The 18,138-nt window shown below is 61.0% G+C and carries 14 protein-coding genes; all 14 read left to right on the top strand.

Annotated features, from left to right (window positions below; genetic code table 11):
• Positions 1–6 precede the first annotated feature (6 nt).
• On the top strand, positions 7–765 hold the full coding sequence (gene trmD, locus ACTQ05_RS02680; protein ID WP_154516229.1) for a tRNA (guanosine(37)-N1)-methyltransferase TrmD: 759 nt from the start codon (positions 7–9) through the stop codon (positions 763–765).
• A gap of 2 nt (positions 766–767) precedes the next feature.
• Positions 768–1,331, top strand: coding sequence for a signal peptidase I (lepB, locus tag ACTQ05_RS02675; RefSeq protein ID WP_441537878.1), 564 nt, complete (start codon positions 768–770; stop codon positions 1,329–1,331).
• 59 nt (positions 1,332–1,390) lie between these two features.
• Positions 1,391–2,302 carry a glycine--tRNA ligase subunit alpha gene (locus ACTQ05_RS02670; RefSeq protein ID WP_006236091.1) on the top strand — a complete coding sequence of 304 codons (912 nt, stop codon included), beginning with the start codon at positions 1,391–1,393 and terminating at the stop codon, positions 2,300–2,302.
• Positions 2,303–2,305: 3 nt separating this feature from the next.
• Positions 2,306–4,402 (top strand): glycine--tRNA ligase subunit beta, encoded by a 2,097-nt coding sequence (glyS, locus tag ACTQ05_RS02665; RefSeq protein ID WP_441537877.1) that lies wholly within the window; start codon positions 2,306–2,308, stop codon positions 4,400–4,402.
• A 34-nt stretch (positions 4,403–4,436) separates the two neighbouring features.
• Positions 4,437–5,306 carry a pyruvate, water dikinase regulatory protein gene (locus ACTQ05_RS02660; RefSeq protein WP_441537876.1) on the top strand — a complete coding sequence of 290 codons (870 nt, stop codon included), beginning with the start codon at positions 4,437–4,439 and terminating at the stop codon, positions 5,304–5,306.
• A 347-nt stretch (positions 5,307–5,653) separates the two neighbouring features.
• Positions 5,654–8,404, top strand: coding sequence for a pyruvate, phosphate dikinase (gene ppdK, locus ACTQ05_RS02655; RefSeq protein ID WP_441057364.1), 2,751 nt, complete (start codon positions 5,654–5,656; stop codon positions 8,402–8,404).
• Between the two features lie 172 nt (positions 8,405–8,576).
• Positions 8,577–11,336, top strand: a complete 2,760-nt coding sequence (locus ACTQ05_RS02650; protein WP_441537875.1) for a hypothetical protein — start codon at positions 8,577–8,579, stop codon at positions 11,334–11,336.
• A 148-nt stretch (positions 11,337–11,484) separates the two neighbouring features.
• Entirely contained in the window at positions 11,485–11,826 is a 342-nt protein-coding gene (rplS, locus tag ACTQ05_RS02645; RefSeq protein WP_117583231.1) for a 50S ribosomal protein L19, read from the top strand.
• Positions 11,827–11,919: 93 nt separating this feature from the next.
• The gene (locus ACTQ05_RS02640) at positions 11,920–12,708 is read left to right on the top strand and encodes a ribonuclease HII (RefSeq protein ID WP_154516244.1); all 789 of its coding nucleotides are present in this window, start codon (positions 11,920–11,922) and stop codon (positions 12,706–12,708) included.
• Between the two features lie 188 nt (positions 12,709–12,896).
• A complete protein-coding gene (locus ACTQ05_RS02635) occupies positions 12,897–13,382 on the top strand; it encodes a YraN family protein (RefSeq protein ID WP_441537874.1) in 486 nt (161 codons plus the stop codon).
• Positions 13,382–14,905 (top strand): YifB family Mg chelatase-like AAA ATPase, encoded by a 1,524-nt coding sequence (locus ACTQ05_RS02630; RefSeq protein ID WP_441537873.1) that lies wholly within the window; start codon positions 13,382–13,384, stop codon positions 14,903–14,905. The genes ACTQ05_RS02635 and ACTQ05_RS02630 overlap by 1 nt, the downstream gene beginning before the upstream one ends.
• A complete protein-coding gene (locus ACTQ05_RS02625) occupies positions 14,905–15,837 on the top strand; it encodes a DNA-processing protein DprA (protein WP_441537872.1) in 933 nt (310 codons plus the stop codon). The genes ACTQ05_RS02630 and ACTQ05_RS02625 overlap by 1 nt, the downstream gene beginning before the upstream one ends.
• A 14-nt stretch (positions 15,838–15,851) precedes the next feature.
• Complete coding sequence (trmFO, locus tag ACTQ05_RS02620) at positions 15,852–17,189, top strand: methylenetetrahydrofolate--tRNA-(uracil(54)-C(5))-methyltransferase (FADH(2)-oxidizing) TrmFO (protein WP_427717560.1); 1,338 nt, start codon at positions 15,852–15,854, stop codon at positions 17,187–17,189.
• Entirely contained in the window at positions 17,153–18,106 is a 954-nt protein-coding gene (locus tag ACTQ05_RS02615; protein WP_441537898.1) for a tyrosine recombinase, read from the top strand. The genes trmFO and ACTQ05_RS02615 overlap by 37 nt, the downstream gene beginning before the upstream one ends.
• The last annotated feature ends 32 nt before the right edge of the window (positions 18,107–18,138 follow it).

The following is an 18,138-nucleotide window of genomic DNA, read 5'->3' as shown; positions in this document are numbered from 1 at the left end:
GACAACATGCTGATCGAGACCCTTTCGGTCTTTCCCGAGATGTTTGAGCCTGTCATGTCCACATCGATTTTGGGCCGTGCCCGCAAGGCCGGCCTTTTTGATTTTAAGGCGTATAACCTGCGCGACTGGACACACGATCGCCATCGTACCGTCGATGACGAGCCGTACGGCGGCGGTCAGGGCATGCTCATGAAGGTCGAGCCTATTGCCGAGGCCATCGAGGCCATCAGCTCTGAGGGTCCCAAGCCCACCGTGGTGTTCTTTACGCCCTGCGGTGAGCCTTTTACGCAGCATGTAGCCGAGCGCCTGCTCCAAAGCGAGCGCCTGCTGTTTGTGTGCAGCCGCTACGAGGGTGTCGATGAGCGCGCGTATGCCTATGCCGACGAGCGTCTGTCGATCGGCGACTATGTGCTCACGGGCGGCGAGCTGCCTGCTATGGTCGTTGCTGACGCCGTCGTGCGTCTGATCCCCGGTGCTCTGGGAGATGAGATGAGCAACGTTGACGAATCATTCTCGACCGCCGAGGACGGAGGCCTGCTCGAGTACGCGCAGTACACCCGTCCTGCCGAGTTTAACGGCGAGGGCGTGCCTCCCGTGCTTGTAAGTGGTGACCACGCCAAGGTTGACGCCTGGCGCCGAAAGAACGCCATCGAGCGCACCTGTCGCTGGCGTCCCGATCTGATCGAGACGGCGCGCCTTACGCCCCAGGAGCGTGCGTACGCGCAGGAGATTTTGGACGCTTCGTATTCGCAGAGCGAGGAGTGAGAATGGTTCCGTCGCAGCATTCCATGCTAAAGGGCGCGTTTGAGTGGGTCGTGGTCATCGCAATCGCGCTCGTGGCCACCTTCTTGATTCGCACCTTTGTGGTCGAGCCCTTTGTGGTTCCCACCGGTTCCATGGAGTCCACGATTGAGATTGGCGACCAGATCCTGGCGCAAAAGGTGACGCTTGAGCTCGGCCAGCCTGTCAAACAGGGCGATATTGTGGTGTTCCACAACCCCGATAGCACCTCTGAGCACGATGTGCTCGTCAAGCGGGTCATCGCTACGGCCGGCCAGACGGTCAACCTGCAGGACGGCAAGGTGGTCGTTGACGGCCAAGCGCTCGACGAGGACTATACGACGGGCATGAGCTGGCCACTGTCGGTCCAGGCGCCTGGTGCTCAGGTGAGCTATCCCTACACCGTCCCCGACGGGTGCGTGTGGGTGATGGGCGACAACCGCGAGAACTCAGCCGACTCACGCTACTTTGGCCCGGTCGACCGTTCGGACCTGATCGCCGTGGCGCTCGTGCGTTACTGGCCGCTCAACCGTCTGGGCGCTATCGACTAAAAACCGCTATAGTACAGTACCTAACCGTGTAATCGTTTCGACGAGGGGATATTAGAGGCATGAACGCTTCATCGCTTTCCTTCCAAGACATCATCCTGCGCCTCCAGCAGTACTGGGGCGAGCAGGGCTGCGTCATTATGCAGCCCTATGACTCCGAGGTCGGTGCCGGTACCTTCCATACCGCGACCACGCTGCGCTCGCTCGGTCCTGCCGAGTGGCGCACCTGCTATGCGCAGCCCTGCCGCCGTCCCGCCGACGGCCGCTACGGCGAGAACCCCAACCGCATGCAGCACTACTATCAGTTCCAGGTGCTCATCAAGCCCTCGCCGGTTAATGCTCAGGAGCTTTACCTGGGGTCTCTTGCCGCCATTGGCCTGGACCCCAACGACCATGACGTCCGCTTTGTCGAGGACGACTGGGAGAGCCCGACGCTCGGCGCCTGGGGCCTTGGCTGGGAGGTCTGGCTCAATGGCATGGAGGTCACGCAGTTTACGTACTTCCAGCAGGTGGGCGGCATCGAGGTCGACCCCGTGCCCGTCGAGATCACCTACGGCCTGGAGCGCATCGCCATGTATGCCCAGGGCGTCAACTCCGTCTATGACCTGGTGTGGAGCTATTTGCCCGACGGCACGCCCATGACCTACGGTGACGTGTTCCTGGAGAACGAGCGCGAGTTTAGCGCCTACAATTTTGAGGTCGCTAACGTCGAGATGATGCGTCAGAAGTTTGACGACTACGAGGCCGAGTGCCACTCCTGTCTGGAGCGCAAGCTGCCGCTGCCCGCATACGACTGCGTCATGAAGTGCAGCCATGCCTTCAACCTGCTCGATGCCCGCGGCGCCCTGTCCGCAGTCGAGCGTGCCAACTACATCCTGCGCGTCCGCGCCGTCGCCAAGGCGTGCTGCGAGGCCTATATGGCCGAGGTCGCCGGAGTTAACGAGAATGCCGACCAGGAAGGCGAGGTGGCGTAAGCCATGGCAGACGCTAAGGATTTCCTGTTTGAGATCGGTACGGAGGAAATGCCCTCCGCACCGCTGAACAATGCCGTCAAGCAGCTTGGCGATATGATCGCCAAGGGCCTCGACGAGGCCGGCCTGGCCCATGGCGAGGTCCGCGTGATCTCGAGCCCGCGTCGTCTGGCTGCGCTCGTGACCAACGTCGCCACCGCTACCGATGAGGTCCACGAGGTCAAGCGCGGCCCTGCGGCAAACATTGCCTTCGATGCCGACGGCAACGCCACCAAGGCCGCCCAGGGCTTCGCCCGCAAGTGCGGTGTGGCTGCCGAGGACCTGATCCGTCGCGAGGACACCGACGGTCGCGAGTACGTATTCGCCGAGAAGAACATTCCCTCCGTGCCGGCTACCCCTATTCTGACGGCCCTGTGCGAGAAGACCATTGCCGGCCTGCAGTGGCCCAACTACCGCAGCCAGCGCTGGGGCCACGAGCACGCTACGTTTGTGCGTCCGGTCCGTTGGATCTGCTGCCTTCTGGGCGAGGACGTTGTGCCCGTGACGTTTGCCGATGTGACGAGCGGCAACACCACGCGCGGACATCGCGTGCTGGGCGCCGGTGACCATGTTGTCGCCAGTCCCGCCGTCTACGAGCAGGTGCTCGAGGACGCCGGCGTGCTCTCTGCCGAGCGTCGTCGTGAGGCCATCCTTGCCGGTATTGCCGAGGTCGAGGCCGCTCGCCCTGGCTGCCATGTCGACACGCCCAAGAAGGTCTTCGAGGAGGTCATTAACCTCTGCGAGTGGCCGACGGTGCTCGTCGGTACCTTCGACGAGGAGTTCCTCAAGGTCCCGCACGAGATCATCTGCGAGTCCATGCTCACCAACCAGCGCTACTTCCCGATCTATGACGGCGAGGGCAAGCTCACGCGTGAGTTCGTGGTCGTCTCCAACAGCAAGCCCGAGAATGCCGATCGTGTGATCGACGGCAACGAGCGCGTCGTGCGCGCCCGTCTGGACGATGCCAAGTTCTTCTACGAGGAGGACCTGAAGATCTCCCTCGACGAGTTCCGTGAGCGTCTGGCCAAGGTTGCCTTCCAGGAGAAGCTCGGCAGCGTGCTCGCCAAGTCCGAGCGCATTGAGCAGCTCGCGCTCGTTATTGCCCGCGAGGCCCATCTGGGCGCCCACCTCGCTGCCGATGCCGCTCGCGCCGCGCACCTGTGCAAGGCCGACCTGGTTTCCAACGCCGTCGTCGAGTTTACGAGCCAGCAGGGCGTGATGGGTGGCTATTACGCAACTGCGATGGGGGAGAACGACGAGGTCGCCCACGCCATTCGCGATCACTATCGTCCCCGCTTTGCCGGCGATGAGCTGCCCGAGGGCACCGCTGGCTGCATCGTGGCCTGTGCCGACAAGCTCGATACCATTGCCGGTATCTTTGCCATCGGTGAGCCCCCGACCGGCTCTTCCGACCCGTACGCGCTGCGTCGCGCCGCTATCGGCATTATCAACATCCTGCGCGATCGTCTGCCGATCGACCCCACGACGCTCATCGACTTTGCCCTTGAGCTCTATAGCGAGCAGGGCATCGAGTTCGACGCCGCCGAGGTCGCCCAGCAGGTCCGTGACTTCTTCCACGGCCGTCTGGTGAGCATGGCCCGCGACGAGAAGATTCCGGCGGATACCGTCGCCGCCGTCTCCGCGGTGCACATCATCGCTCCGTCCGTCTTCTTCGCCCGCTGCGCTGCGCTCGACGAGGCTCGTAAGAACGATGCCGAGACCTTCGACAACCTGGCTACTGCCTATGCCCGCGCCGCGCACATCTCCAAGCCCGAGCTGGGTATGGAGTACGATCGCAGCCTGATGGGTGAGGCCGAGCTCGCGCTTGCCGATGCCTCCGAGGCTGCTCAGACCGCTGTCGATGGCGCCCTTGCTGCCGAGGATTACCCGGCCGCATTTGCCGCCCTTGCCGCCCTGCGTGCCCCCATCGACCGCTTCTTCGACGAGGTTATGGTCATGGACAAGGACGAGCAGCTCCGCGATAATCGCCTTAAGCTGCTCAACCGCTTCGAGGCCGTTTTCTCAGGCATCGCCAACATCGGTGAGCTTGCCCGCAAAAAGTAAGCCAGCCTGCGCATAAGCGCAAAAGGAGCCCCGCATGGATTGCCCGGTCACCGCTCGTCCCACCGTTATCGTTATCTCCGACTCGCTCGGTGATACCGCTTGTGAGGTGGTGCTTGCGGCGTCCGGGCAATTTGATGAAGGGGCTTTTCGTCTCTTGCGCTTGCCCAAAGTGAACTCGGTGGAGCAGGTCAAGTCGTTTGTGGGCCCGCGCGTCGATGCGGATCATCGTGATATCGCCGTGTTCCACACTATCGTCGATCCGGCGCTTCGCGCCCGCGTGCTCGATTACCTGGCTATGCTGCATATTCGCTCTGTCGACCTGATCGGTCCGACCCTTGCCGTGCTGTCGTCGCTCATCGGTGTGCCGCCCAAGGGCGTTGCGGGCGTTATTCACAAAACGGATGACCGCTATTTCCACCGCATTGGGGCTATGGAGTATTTCGTTGAGCACGATGACGGGCGCGGTTGCGACGACCTTTCGGGGGCCGATATCGTGCTGCTGGGCGTGTCGCGTACGTCCAAAACGCCGCTGTCGATGTATTTGGCCTATCAGGGTTACAAGGTCGCAAACGTTCCGCTGGCGCACGGCATGGAGCCGCCGAAGTCGATTTACGAGGTCGACCCGATGCGCCTGTTCGGCCTGATTTCGACCGTTGACGTAATTTCTGAGATTCGCGACAGCCGCTTGGGCGATGACTACGCCCGCGCCGTCGCCGGCTCCTATGCCGAGCCCGAGAGTGTGCGCAGCGAGCTTGAGGAAGCCCGTGCCCTCATGAAGCGCCTAGGCTGCTTTGTGGTGCGTACCGACGGTAAGGCGATTGAGGAGAGTGCATCCGAGATCATCGGTCATTTGGAGGAAATCCAAGAAGCTCGAGCCCGTCGTGCCGCTCGCCGCGCTCAATAAAAGTAGCTAATTTGGGACGGGGCTTTTTTAGCTACCCCGGCTGAGGCCGCGAGCTTTTTGGCCGATTGCCGACGGGGTAGCTAAAAAAGCCCCGTCCCAAATTAGCTACTTATGGTAAAGCGATTTAGCAAAGTTCTTTCAGTTAACCTGCAAGTCTCGTTAACTGGTATCTTCATAAGGTAACCACCTTTATCTACCGTTTACCGTCAGTTTTACCACGTTTACCAAACCTCGCACCCTCTACGCAAGCACTTCCAATACCCGCCGTATAGTACCCTCACGGCTCGCATCCGGCGGGTCGATTCGTTACCACGGTCGTGCGCGACAGCGCATGGAAGGGGAGTATCGTGAGCGATTGCAAGAGGGTTTACCGTTTTGGAACCGATGCCCAGGGCACCTGTGTCACTGAGGGCGACAAGTCCATGAACTTCGTGCTTGGCGGCAAGGGTGCAAATCTTGCCGAGATGAGCCGCATCGGCCTGCCTGTTCCCGGTGGCTTTACCATTACCTGCCAAACCTGTGTCGAGTACTCCGGCGCCGGCAACGTGTGGCCCGAAGGCGCACTCGATGAGATCGTTGCCGCCGAGGCCGATCTCGAGGCCCGCTGCGGCAAGAAGCTTGGTGACGCATCCGATCCGCTGCTCGTGTCGGTTCGCTCGGGTGCTCCGTTCTCCATGCCCGGCATGATGGACACGGTCCTCAACTTGGGCCTTAACGACGACTCCGTTCTGGGCCTCATTGCCCAGACGCAAAACCCGCGTTTTGCCTGGGATAGCTACCGCCGCTTTATCCAAATGTTCTCCAACGTCGTTATGGGTGTCGATGCCGACTTGTTTGAGAACGCCCTGACCCAGGCTCGCTTGGTCGCCGGCGTTCGCGTCGATTCCGAGCTTTCGGCCGAGGACCTGCAGGAGCTCGTCGAGACCTTCAAGGGCATCTTCTCCGAGAACGTCGAGGCTGCCCTGTATCCCGAGCTCGAGGTTGTCGACGGCAAGCCCGTCTTCCCGCACGATCCGGAGCTCCAGCTGCGCCTTGCCATCCAGGCCGTCTTTGGCAGCTGGATGAACGAGCGCGCCTGCATCTACCGCAAACAGCATGGCATTTCCGACGAGCTCGGTACCGCCGTCAACGTCCAGGCCATGGCTTTTGGCAACAAAGGCGAGACCTCTGCGACCGGCGTCGCCTTTACGCGCAATCCGGCCGATGGCACCAAGGAGTTCTACGGTGACTTTTTGGTTAACGCCCAGGGTGAGGACGTCGTCGCCGGCATCCGCAACACTGAGCCCATCGCCGACCTCAAGACCACCCCGGGCCTCGAGTCCGCTGGTGAGGAGCTCGAGCGCGTTTTCCTGACGCTCGAGGATCATTACCGCGATATGTGCGATATCGAATTCACTATCGAGCAGGGTAAACTTTGGATGCTTCAGACCCGCGTGGGCAAGCGCACCGCTACCGCCGCGCTGCGCATCGCTATCGAGATGGTCGAGGAGGGTCTCATCACCCGCGAGGAGGCCGTGAGTCGCATCGATCCCGCGCAGCTCGACCAGCTTCTGCATCCGCAGTTCGACTCCTCTAAGAAGTACGAAGCCCTGGCCTGCGGCCTTAACGCCAGCCCCGGCGCCGCCGTAGGCGAGGTCGTGTTCTCGAGCGACGATGCCGTCGCGCGCGCCAACGAGGGCCACAAGGTCATTCTGGTTCGCTGGGAGACCAACCCCGACGACTTGAAGGGCATGGTCGCTGCCGAGGGCATCCTTACCAGCCACGGCGGCAAGACGAGCCACGCCGCCGTTATCGCCCGCGGTATGGGTACGCCCTGCGTCTGCGGCGTTGAGCGCTTCCATATTGACGCCGCCGAGAAGGTCGTGCGCATCGAGGGCAGCGACCGTGTGCTGCACGAGGGCGACATCATCTCCATCGACGGCACCCAGGGCATTGTCGTCGACGGCGCCGTCGATCTGGTCTCCGCCGAGCTCACCGGCGATCTGGACACCATTCTGTCCTGGGCAGACGAGATTCGCCTGGACGAGACCGACGGTCACGCCAACCACGTGCGCGTCAACGCCGACAACCCCGAGGATGCCGCGCTCGCACTCGAGTTTGGCGCCGAGGCCATCGGCCTGTGCCGCACCGAGCACATGTTCCTGGGCGACCGCAAGAACATTATCCAGAGCTTTATCCTGTCCGACGACGAGGCCGTGAAGCAGCAGGCCCTGGCCGACCTGCTCAAGGTTCAGACCGAGGACTTTCTGGCGATGTTTAAGACCATGTCCGGTCGCGATGTGGTCGTTCGCCTGCTCGATCCGCCGCTGCATGAGTTCCTGGATAATCCTCGCGAGCTCGAGGTCGCCATCACCAAGAAGGAAGCCGCCGGCGCCAGCGAGGAAGAGCTTGCCACCCTGCGTGCCCGCCTGCGTCGAATCGACGGCATGGTTGAGTCCAACCCGATGCTCGGCTTGCGCGGTGTGCGCCTGTCCGTTGTCTTTGGCGATCTGCCGCTCATGCAGGTTCGCGCCGTCGCCACGGCTGCTGCCCGCCTTATCAAGGAGGGCGTCGACCCGCGCCCCGAGATCATGGTCCCGCTCGTTTCCATCACAGCCGAGCATGTCCAGACCCGCGAGGTCATCGAGCGCGTGATCGCCGAGGTATCCGCCGAGGAGGGCGTCGAGCTCAATATTCCCGTGGGCACGATGCTCGAGCTGCCGCGCGCCTGCATGGTCGCCGACGAGATCGCCCACCATGCCGACTTCTTCTGCTTTGGCACCAACGACCTCACCCAGACAACCTTCGGCTTCTCGCGCGACGACGCCGAGGCCAAGTTCATCCCGCTGTACATGCACAAGAAGATCCTGAAGGATAATCCCTTCGAGACCATCGACGCGGCGGTGCTCGAGCTGGTGCGTATGGCAGTCGAGAAGGGTCGCGCCGCCAACCCCGACATGCACTTTGGCGTGTGCGGCGAGCACGGTGGCGACCCCAAGTCCATCAAGGGCCTGTTCAACGTGGCCGATGTGGACTACGTGTCCTGCTCGCCCTATCGCGTACCCCTGGCGCGTCTGGCGGCCGCTCAGGCCAAGCTCGAGGCCAAGCGTTCCGCTTAACTGAGTCGCGTTCCATTTGCGCCTCTTACGCCCCCCTTCGCGCCGCCGCGCCCCCTGTGGACGCGGCGGCGTTTTATATTTATTCTGTTGGTTCAATACATTGGCAACTGACGGGAGGACTGCGATGAAAAACCTCACCAGGTATTTGCAACGAGCGCGTCGGGGAGCACAGATGACCCTGTGCTGGGTGGTCGTTGCGGTCACGGCGCTTTGCGGGATGCCGACGGCCGGTTTTGCCCTTCAGGATGAATCGCGCGACGAGCTTTATGGCGACGTGGTCAACCCGCTCACCATTACGGTCAACGATCGCGACTGCACGTTTGTAGATATCGATGACGGCAAGCTCGAGGGCCGTACCTCGATGTACGACAACGTCTCGTTCTATACGGCCGCCGTCAAAAAGGTGTTGCCCAACTGGGCATCGCTTGCCTATAACATCCTTGGCTATGGTGGAGGCGACGACTCCGGGGACTTTTTGTACTGGGACCACGCCGGCAAGGGCTTTGAGAAGGACTTCGGTAAGGGTCACTACATCTATCTGTATGATGCGCTTTCGGGCGGCAACGGTGAGCATTCCGACGGCGCCGACAAATCGAAACAGAGTGGTCTGACATCGGCAAAAAGCCTCAAAGCTGTCTACGATCGCTTGACCGACGATATCGCCGGCTGTATCGGTCACAAGCTGACGGGCTCCGATTTCCGTGAAAACGTGCCGCTCGACGGACTGTCGAAAGACACGACTGAGCAGGACGTCATCTATGCCACCATTGCTTGTGTCGACAAGCTCGGCGGCACCTATCAGTATGATTTCAATGGCTTTGGCATCGCGTTCTATAACTTTAGAGTTCAGCAGCTCAACAGCATGAACAAGCTTAACTGTGCGCCCGAGGACGCGCCGGGCTATTCCTTTGTCGATTCTAAGACTGAGCAGGAGCTCGTTACCTCGGCTCTTAACGTCGGCTATGAGGACGCCTCGCAGAGCATCACGCTCGCCCGCGGTACCGAGGAGACGGTCGGCACGAGCACTTCTGAATCCACATCGTATTCCAAAGGCGGCTCGTGGGGCGCATCGGTGAGCCTCAAGGAGTCGCTGGGCGTGCCCGGAACAGCGAGCGAGGAGATCGAGACTTCGTTTTCGGCCGAAACCACGATGTCCCAGTTGTGGGAGGCGAGCAAGACCGAGGAACAGTCGATCACCACAACGGACAATCAGTCGGTCACCGTCGATATGACGATCCCTGCGCACACGCAGGTCAATAGCAAGCAGACGAGTTCTACCACGACGCTGTCCGAGGACTATGACCAGCCGGTGGGCGTGACGTTCGACGTGATTATCTTTAACATGAACGGCGAGTGCTACGACGACAACGCCGCCGTGCAGGAGTTCCATACCGCCGGTTATGACCAGCGCTCGTTCTACACCACCTTTGGCGATCAGTCGACCGACGCCGTGCAGAACCTGTTCCTGCGCTCAATCGCCCATCGTGGCGACGACGGCTACGATACCACCGCCGGAAACGTTACGAGCTGGTCGCATCGCACCAACAACCACATGGTGCGCGCCATCGATTGGAATTCTGTCCTGGCCGATCGCGAGGTGCCTTCGCGCAACGGCGGCGCCCCGCGCACGTGCAATGTGCTCAACGACATGGCCGCCACCTACCCCATGTCCATTACGGGTTCCAATCTGTCGTTTGAGTCGGTGACGGTCGATACCCAGTTGGGCACGCCGCAGCCCATTAAGCCCATTTCCAAGATTCTCGTATCGCTGCAGACCGATAAGACCCGAAGGCTTACGGTGGGAGACGAAGACCCCATCTCTTCCTATCGCGTGCGTGCAAGGGACGAGGACGATGTTGACTATTACGGCTTTGTGAAGTCGTCGGGCGACTGGCGCGTGGTCGATAAAAACGGCAAGAAATGCAAGTCCGACGTCATCGAGATCCAGACCGACCCTGTCACCCACGAGCAAGTCGTGGTGGGTAAAAAGGCCGGCACCGCCTACGTAAAGTACTTTATCCCCGAGGACACCTATGTGGACGTGAACGGGCATGTTTCGACCAATGACGAGATCGACGCCGCGGCCTACAAATATAAGGTAAGCGACGCGGCGCCCGAGTCGTTTAACGGCAGCATCAAACTCGAGGGCTCGGCACAGACCGTCGTCGGCGTCGAGGAGAATCTCAACGGCATCGACGGTCTAACGGCTACGGTCTATGACACGACGGGCAAGGAAGTCGATAGGGTCTGCAGCTGGGAGGCCCAGGAGCTCGAGAGCAAGGGCATTTCGGTCGCGACGGACGGCACGATGACCATCTCGCAACCGGGCACCTTCCATGTTCGCGCCTTTATTGACGGCGTGTATTCCGATTGGGCCGAGGTCATCGCCGCACCCGCGCCGGTCGACCCGATGACGACCGTGGTCGAGACACCGGTGAGCGTTGCGTCCGTTTCTTCGGGGGATTCTTCGGCAACGACGGATAGCGCGGCTCCTGCCCAGGGAGAGCAGGCGGCTTCCGATGCGAACGCGGCCGAGCCTGCTCCGGCGAGCGACGATGCCACTGCAGTGACTGACGACACCGCGCCCGCTGCCGCAAAAGATGCCTCGCCGATTCCTACGGGCCTCGTTACCGTTTTGACCGATATCTGCCGCTACGGTATCGATCACGGCCTCATCGGCACATCAAACAAGGAAGAGATGACCAAGCAGGACTTCGACATCTTAGGCATCCTGTACCTGATGGCGGACAGCCAGGACCTGGTGCCCCAAGCCGCCGAGGATGCGATGAACGAATGGGCTCATGACAACTATAATGACGAAGAGCTTGCCACCTGGAAGCAGCATGCGCTTTCGGTGCTGCTCGAATACGGTTATATCGCGCCCGGAACGACCGTGACGACGCCGACGACTGATGCTGCGGACGGCGCATAAGTGCAGAAAGAGTGCGTGTTTTTGTCTTTTTGCGCACGGGCAAAATAGTTCTTGCAGCCAAGGTCGTGGCGTGTATACTCGAATACGTTTGTTCAACTACGTGCCGGCCAAGGTGGTACGGCACCTCTAGAAGAGTAAGGAATTGCACATGGATTACATCCGCGCAATCGAGCGTCAGCAGATCCGCGAGGACATCCCGCAGGTCCGCGTTGCCGACAACGTCAAGGTTCACTACCGCATTAAGGAAGGCGACCGCGAGCGCATCCAGGTTTTCCAGGGTGACGTCATCCGCATGGCCGGCGCCGGTGCCCGTGAGACCTTCACCGTCCGCAAGATTTCCTTCGGTGTCGGTGTTGAGCGTACCTTCCCGCTTCACAGCCCCAAGATCGCCAAGCTCGAGGTCGTCCGTCATGGTCGCGTCCGTCGCGCCAAGCTGTACTACCTCCGCGACAAGGTGGGCAAGGCTGCTCGCATCCCCGAGAAGCGCTAAGAAGATCGCAGCGTCTGTCCACTCGTTTGGACACAAGGGTCACCTTCGGGTGGCCCTTCTTTTTATCTGATTTCCATGCAAGGAGGGCCTGGTATGGCCAATATGACGAGCTCGATTTCGGCATCGCAGGTTGCCGGCGAGCTGGCGAGTGCCACGTTCGAGGAGATTCCCGCCCTCGTGGAGCACTATCGCGAGGATCCGCGCCAGCAGGTGATCAAGGCTTGCGAACGCGCACTTAAGCGCCATGCCAAGGAACTTTCCGAGCGCGAGCGCGTCAACGGCATGTACGAGCTGATGCATGAGCTCGGCGGCGATGGCGTGGTCGTTGGTGTTGACGAGGTGGGGCGCGGCTCTGTCGCCGGCCCGTTGACGGTCTGCGCTGTCTGCCTTCCCATGGAGCCGCGCGTTTGGGGCATTAACGATTCCAAAAAGCTCACGCCTGCCCGTCGTGAGCTGCTCTCGGTGCAGATTGCCGAGGTGGCTACGGCCATTGGTTTTTGCCATATCGCGCCTGCGGACATCGATGAGATGGGCATGGCCCGCGCCATCCGCGCTGCCGTCGCGGGCGCGGTGGCGGATACGGGGCTCGAGCCCGATTGCGTGCTTATGGACGGCAACCCTTTGGGCGCCGTCCCCAACGAGCGCGATGTGGTCAAGGGAGATGCCAAAATCGCCTGCATCGCCGCTGCTTCCATTATGGCCAAGGTCACGCGTGACGAGATGATGGTCGAGTACGATGCCGAGTATCCCGAATATCATCTTGCTGAGTCAAAGGGCTATGCGAGCCCCGAGCACATTGAGGCTATTCGTAAACATGGCCTTTCTCCGTTGCATCGTGTGAGCTTCTGCGGAAATTTTTTGCAGACGGAGCGTCTTTTTTAAGGCAAATATGGAGACAGGGACTTCTGGGATTTTATAAACCAGCTGGTGGGGACCGCATGCAACGCAATTGTTGCATGCGGTCCCTTTTTTGTTTGTTTTTGGTTGGACTTTGGTTTTCTTTTGGTACTTACCCGCAAGAAAGGCGGCCCCATGATCGGGTCAATATCGTGCGCGGGAAAGGAGACCCCATGTGCGCCGCAAGTGCAAAGAGCAAGACGCAACAGCTCAAAGAGCTTTGGGAGAGCGGGGAGATTGATTGCGCGTCGATTACGCCTGGGTTCATTAAGGGCCTCAGTCCTCGAGAACTGGGCATGCTGGGCGAGCTTATTGCAATCGATTACTTTCGTGAGCGTGGTTATGCCCTCTTGGAACAGGGCTACCGGTGTCTCGAGGGCGAGGCCGATCTGGTACTGCTTGATGAACTTGATGATGTCGTGGTGATGGCTGAGATCAAGACAAGGCGCGTCGCCCTAGATTGCAACACGCGGGTCTTTCCCGAGGAGGCGGTGGACGCCCAGAAGCAGCGTCGCTACCGCCGTATCGCGAGTTGTTACCTTATGGACCACTATCCCCTTAAGGCGATTCGCTTCGACGCGGTGGGCGTTACTATCCGCGGCGGTCACATTGCGGAGATTGAGCATCAATACAACGCATTCGATTGGCAGGTATCGTGATGGCGTTTGACACCTTTGCCGTCCACGCTGCATGCATTCGTGGCGTCGAGGCGATTCCCGTCACGGTCGAGGTCTCGCTTGCCGGCGGTATTCCGGGTATCCAAATGCTTGGCATTCCAAGTATGGAGGTGATGGAGTCGCGTGGCCGCATACGCTGTGCAATGCGGTCGGCGGGATTTGAGATTCCACGGGCGGGCATTACCGTCAACTTGGCTCCGGGCGACATCCGTAAAACGGGCAGTGGTTTTGACCTGCCGATCGCCATCGCGGTACTGGCGGCCGATGGGCAGATTCCCCGCGACCATCTAGACCATTGCCTTATTGCCGGTGAGCTCGGGCTGGATGGTAGCGTGCTGCCCGTAAAAGGCGAGGTTGCGTTTCAGTTGTTGGCGCGTGATATGGGCCTGTTCTTTATTGCAGGAAGGTCGGATCAACATGTGCCGCTTGCCGGTGTGGACTGTGGCTTTATCGACCATCTGTCTCAGCTCGCCCGCGGTATGGGCCAGGCGGCTCGGCATTATCTGGATTCCGAGGGTGTCGAGGCGTCGTTTGAGCCAGAACTTGATTATGCCGATGTGCTGGGGCAGGAGGTTGCCAAGCGCGGCATTGCGCTCGCGGCGGCGGGGGAGCTCGGCCTGCTTATGATTGGCTCGCCGGGTTCGGGCAAGACCATGCTCGCACGCCGCATGACGGGTATCTTGCCCGAGCTTTCTCTCGAGGATCAGCAAGAGGCGCTGTGCATCCATTCGGTCTTGGGCGAGAACATCGATGGTTTGCTGGCGGGACACCGGCCGTTCCGTAGCCCCCACCACAGCATTTCGACTGCGGGCCTTATTGGCGGCGGACGGCCGGTGCACCCGGGCGAGATTAGCCTAGCGCACGGCGGCGTGCTCTTTTTAGACGAGCTTGCCGAGTTTCCCAACAGCGTGCTGCAGACACTCCGTCAGCCCATCGAGCGCGGCTACGTCAAGATCGTACGCGTCGATGGGGCTTTCACGTTTCCCTCGCGGTTCCAGCTGCTTGCCGCGAGCAATCCCTGTCCCTGCGGCTTTTTGGGCGATCGCGAGGTACCGTGCCGCTGCTCGGCTTCGATGGTTGAGCGCTATCGGTCTAAGCTACGTGGTCCCTTGGCCGATCGTATTGACCTTATGATTGACGTGACCCGACCCGACCCGCAGGTAATTATCGAGGGCGCCGAGGGTATGTCGTCAGCTGAACTACGTGACTATGTTGTGCGGGGACGGGCATTTCGCGCCTGGCGCGAGTCCCGTATGGACGATGCAGATGCCGAGGCCGAGGACGATGAGTCACGTTCCATCGACGGCGTCGTTTCGACCTTTGCGCTCGATGGGGCAGCGGAAAAGTGCGTGCTCGGCCTGTCGAGGCGCACGCATCTTACCGGGCGCGGCATCGTGCGCTTGGTGCGTATCGCGCGCACGATTGCCGATGTTGCCGAAAGTGAGCGGGTAACCCAAGACCACGTGCTCGAGGCGGCGATGTACCAGGGGAGGAGGGACCAGTAATGCCCGAGGAGACTTTTGAGCTGCATCCCGGTGATGTGTTGTATCCAGCTACCGTTTTGGAGCTCTCCGATGTCCCCCAGACGCTTTATGTGCGTGGCGATCCCGCCGCACTGTCGACGCCTGCGCTCTCCATCATCGGCGCTCGCAAGGCCTCGCCGTACGGCCTTGCCGTGGCAGAGCTGGCCGCGAAAGTTGCGGTCGAGGCGGGGGTGACGGTGGTCTCGGGCGGTGCGGTCGGCTGCGACCAGGCCTCGGGTTGGGCCGCGGTCAACGCTGGTGGCAGGCACGTCGTGGTGTTGGGTACGGGCGCCGACGTGGTTTACCCGCGCTCGAGTGCAGGGCTCATCGCGCGCACGATCGATACGGGCGGCGCGGTCGTGTCCATCTCGCCTTGGGGTATGGGGCCACGCAAATTTGCCTTTCCGCGGCGTAACCGGGTGATTGCCGCGCTTTCGCAGGCGCTCTTCGTGTCGGAGGCCGGCATGCCCTCGGGCACGTTCTCGACAGCGGAGGCCGCCATGGACCTGGGGCGCGAACTGCTCGCGGTACCGGGCTCCATTTTGTCACCAGAGTCGCGTGGGACCAACTACCTCATCGCCAACGGTGCCTGCTGCATTGTTGACGAGGAGTCTATTGAGATGGCCATCTCGCGAATTTACGGCACCCTGCGCTATTCGCGTCCCGATGCGCCCGGTATCGCCGATCTGAACCCCACGCAGCAGGCCGTGATGCACGCGCTCATTGCCTCGCCGCTCAAGGTCGATGACATTGCCGCGCTCGTCTCCCTCGATGCCGTCGGCGTGCTCAAACTCCTGGGCTCACTCGAGCTCGAGGGACTCATCGAGCGCATGATGGATGGAAGGTATGCGCCCTCAAAGTTTGCGCTTCACGCTCAGACGCCCTTCGGTCACAATGGAAAGCGTGTCAATTAGAAAGGTGTTTGCAGATGCTGTTTGATCAAGTGACGGTTATCGGTGGCGGTCTGGCGGGATCGGAATGCGCGATTCAGCTGGCAGATCGCGGGTTTGCCGTAAAGCTGTGCGAGATGCGGCCGCTGGTGACCTCTCCTGCCCACCATACCGATCACTTGGCGGAGCTCGTCTGCTCCAATTCGTTTAAGTCGACCCGACCCGATTCCGCCGCCGGCCTGTTGAAGGCCGAACTCGAGCGTATGGGTTCGGTGCTGCTCGACTGCGCTCATCGCGCTGCCGTTCCCGCTGGTGGCGCCTTGGCGGTCGACCGTGTTAAATTCTCCGAGCTCGTCGAGGCCGAGGTTGCCGCCCGTCCCAATATCGAGGTCGTTCACGGCGAGGTCACCCAGATTCCCGAGGGCCATGTGGTTATCGCCGCGGGTCCCTTGTGCTCGCCGGCGTTGAGCGGGGAGGTCATGAAGCTCGTCGGTGGTGATTCCCTGGCGTTTTTTGACGCCGCGGCCCCAATTGTCGATGCCTCGACGCTCGATATGGATGTGCTGTTCTCGCAGTCGCGCTACGAGGAGCAGGGGAGTGGCGACTATCTCAATGCCCCGCTCAACAAGGAGGAGTACGAGGCCTTTATCGAGGCGCTTACCACGGCCGATCGCGTGGTGCTCAAGGACTTTGAGGGCGGGGATCTCTTCCAGGCCTGTCAGCCAGCCGAGGAGGTTGCGCGCACGGGCAAGGATGCCATCCGCTTTGGCGCTATGAAGCCCGTCGGGCTCACCGACCCGCGCACCGGTCGCCGTCCCTGGGCGGCGATTCAGCTGCGCGCCGAGAACAAGGAGAAGACCGCCTATAACCTGGTTGGTTTCCAGACCAACCTGACCTTCGGCGAGCAGAAGCGCGTTTTTCATATGGTTCCCGGTCTGGAGAATGCCGAGTTTTTCCGCTATGGCGTCATGCATCGCAATACCTTTGTCGATGCTCCCCATGTGCTCGATGGGACCTTCGCCGTACCCGGCACGGGCGTGCGCCTTGCCGGACAGATTACCGGTACGGAGGGTTACATGGAAGCGGTCGCGACGGGTCTCCTCGCTGCGCTCAATACCTATGCCGAGGCTATCGAGGTTGCTCCTGTCGAGCTGCCGCGCGTGGGCGCTCTCGGCGCGCTCGTGGGCTATGCGACCGATCCCGCTACGGTCGGATATCAGCCCATGCATGTTAATTTTGGCCTGGTGCCTCCCCTCGAGGACGGTAAACGCCGCAGCAAACGTGAGCGCTATCAGGCCTATGCGGATCGCGCCCTTAAGGCCCTGGATTCCTATCTGGAATCGCGCTCCGACCTGTTTGGGGGCGACCGGCCATAGCCTTTGACCTGTACGGTGCCGTCGACTCGTTCATAGCCTATATTGCACGCGTCGAGGGGCTTTCTTCTAACACTGTTATCGCTTACGGCTCTCGTCTGGAGCGTTTTGCCGCTTGGTGCGAGCGTGGGGATATCGATGCGCGCACGGCGGACGTACGTACCGTTCGTATGTATCTGGCGGAGCTGTCGCGCGAGCAGGTGGCGCCCAGGACGATTGCGGCGCACCTGTCTGCCATTCGTTCGTTCTATCGATGGATGGCTGCCGAGGGTCTTATCGATGGAGACGCTGTCTCTGCGATTGCCTCGCCCAAGCTTCCACGCGATTTGCCCGGAGTGCTGACCACCCAGCAGGTTAAGGCACTGCTTGCAGCGCCAGACGTTTCAACGCCTGCGGGACTGCGCGATGCGGCGATGCTCGAATTGCTCTATGCATCTGGGGCTCGCATCTCTGAGCTTGCGGCACTCAATGTTGAGTCCATTGCTTGGTCCGAGCGAACGCTGCGGCTTTGGGGTAAGGGGAGCAAGGAGCGCATCGTGCCCCTGTATCGGCGTGCTCTCGATGTGACCCGCCGCTATATTGAGGAAGGAAGACCGGAGCTTCTTGCTCAGGCAAAGTGTGGCGACGGTACGAACGGTGTGCATCCGCTGTTTATCTCGGCACGCGGCAACCGTATGAGCGCCGCCATGCTTAGGCGACGGTTTCATATGTTGGCGACGCTTGCGGGTATCCCTTCCGATATCGCCCCGCATGCGATGCGCCATACTTTTGCGACCGATTTGCTCGAGGGCGGAGCGGACTTGCGCTCTGTCCAGGAGTTGCTGGGGCATGCAAGCTTGTCCACCACGCAGATTTATACGCATCTCACGCCCGATCGGCTCAAACGCGCCGTTACCCAAGCTCTTCCGCGCGGCGAATAAGGCAGGAGAGGGGTTCTATCCAATCGATCGCG

The sequence above is a fragment of the Collinsella sp. LCP21S3_A9 genome (genome assembly GCF_052118785.1).
Lineage (GTDB): Bacteria > Actinomycetota > Coriobacteriia > Coriobacteriales > Coriobacteriaceae > Collinsella.
The sequence above is the reverse complement of the archived record's forward strand: the minus strand, read 5'-3'. Positions and strand labels throughout refer to the sequence as shown.

Coding starts and splice junctions, on each gene's coding strand:
- glyS (WP_441537877.1), top strand. CDS start 2,306: ATGGCAGACGCTAAGGATTTCCTGTTTGAGATCGGTACGGAGGAAATG.
- ACTQ05_RS02635 (WP_441537874.1), top strand. CDS start 12,897: ATGTGCGCCGCAAGTGCAAAGAGCAAGACGCAACAGCTCAAAGAGCTT.
- ACTQ05_RS02660 (WP_441537876.1), top strand. CDS start 4,437: ATGGATTGCCCGGTCACCGCTCGTCCCACCGTTATCGTTATCTCCGAC.
- ACTQ05_RS02670 (WP_006236091.1), top strand. CDS start 1,391: ATGAACGCTTCATCGCTTTCCTTCCAAGACATCATCCTGCGCCTCCAG.
- lepB (WP_441537878.1), top strand. CDS start 768: ATGGTTCCGTCGCAGCATTCCATGCTAAAGGGCGCGTTTGAGTGGGTC.
- trmFO (WP_427717560.1), top strand. CDS start 15,852: ATGCTGTTTGATCAAGTGACGGTTATCGGTGGCGGTCTGGCGGGATCG.
- ACTQ05_RS02640 (WP_154516244.1), top strand. CDS start 11,920: ATGGCCAATATGACGAGCTCGATTTCGGCATCGCAGGTTGCCGGCGAG.
- ACTQ05_RS02650 (WP_441537875.1), top strand. CDS start 8,577: ATGACCCTGTGCTGGGTGGTCGTTGCGGTCACGGCGCTTTGCGGGATG.
- ACTQ05_RS02630 (WP_441537873.1), top strand. CDS start 13,382: ATGGCGTTTGACACCTTTGCCGTCCACGCTGCATGCATTCGTGGCGTC.
- trmD (WP_154516229.1), top strand. CDS start 7: ATGCTGATCGAGACCCTTTCGGTCTTTCCCGAGATGTTTGAGCCTGTC.
- rplS (WP_117583231.1), top strand. CDS start 11,485: ATGGATTACATCCGCGCAATCGAGCGTCAGCAGATCCGCGAGGACATC.
- ACTQ05_RS02625 (WP_441537872.1), top strand. CDS start 14,905: ATGCCCGAGGAGACTTTTGAGCTGCATCCCGGTGATGTGTTGTATCCA.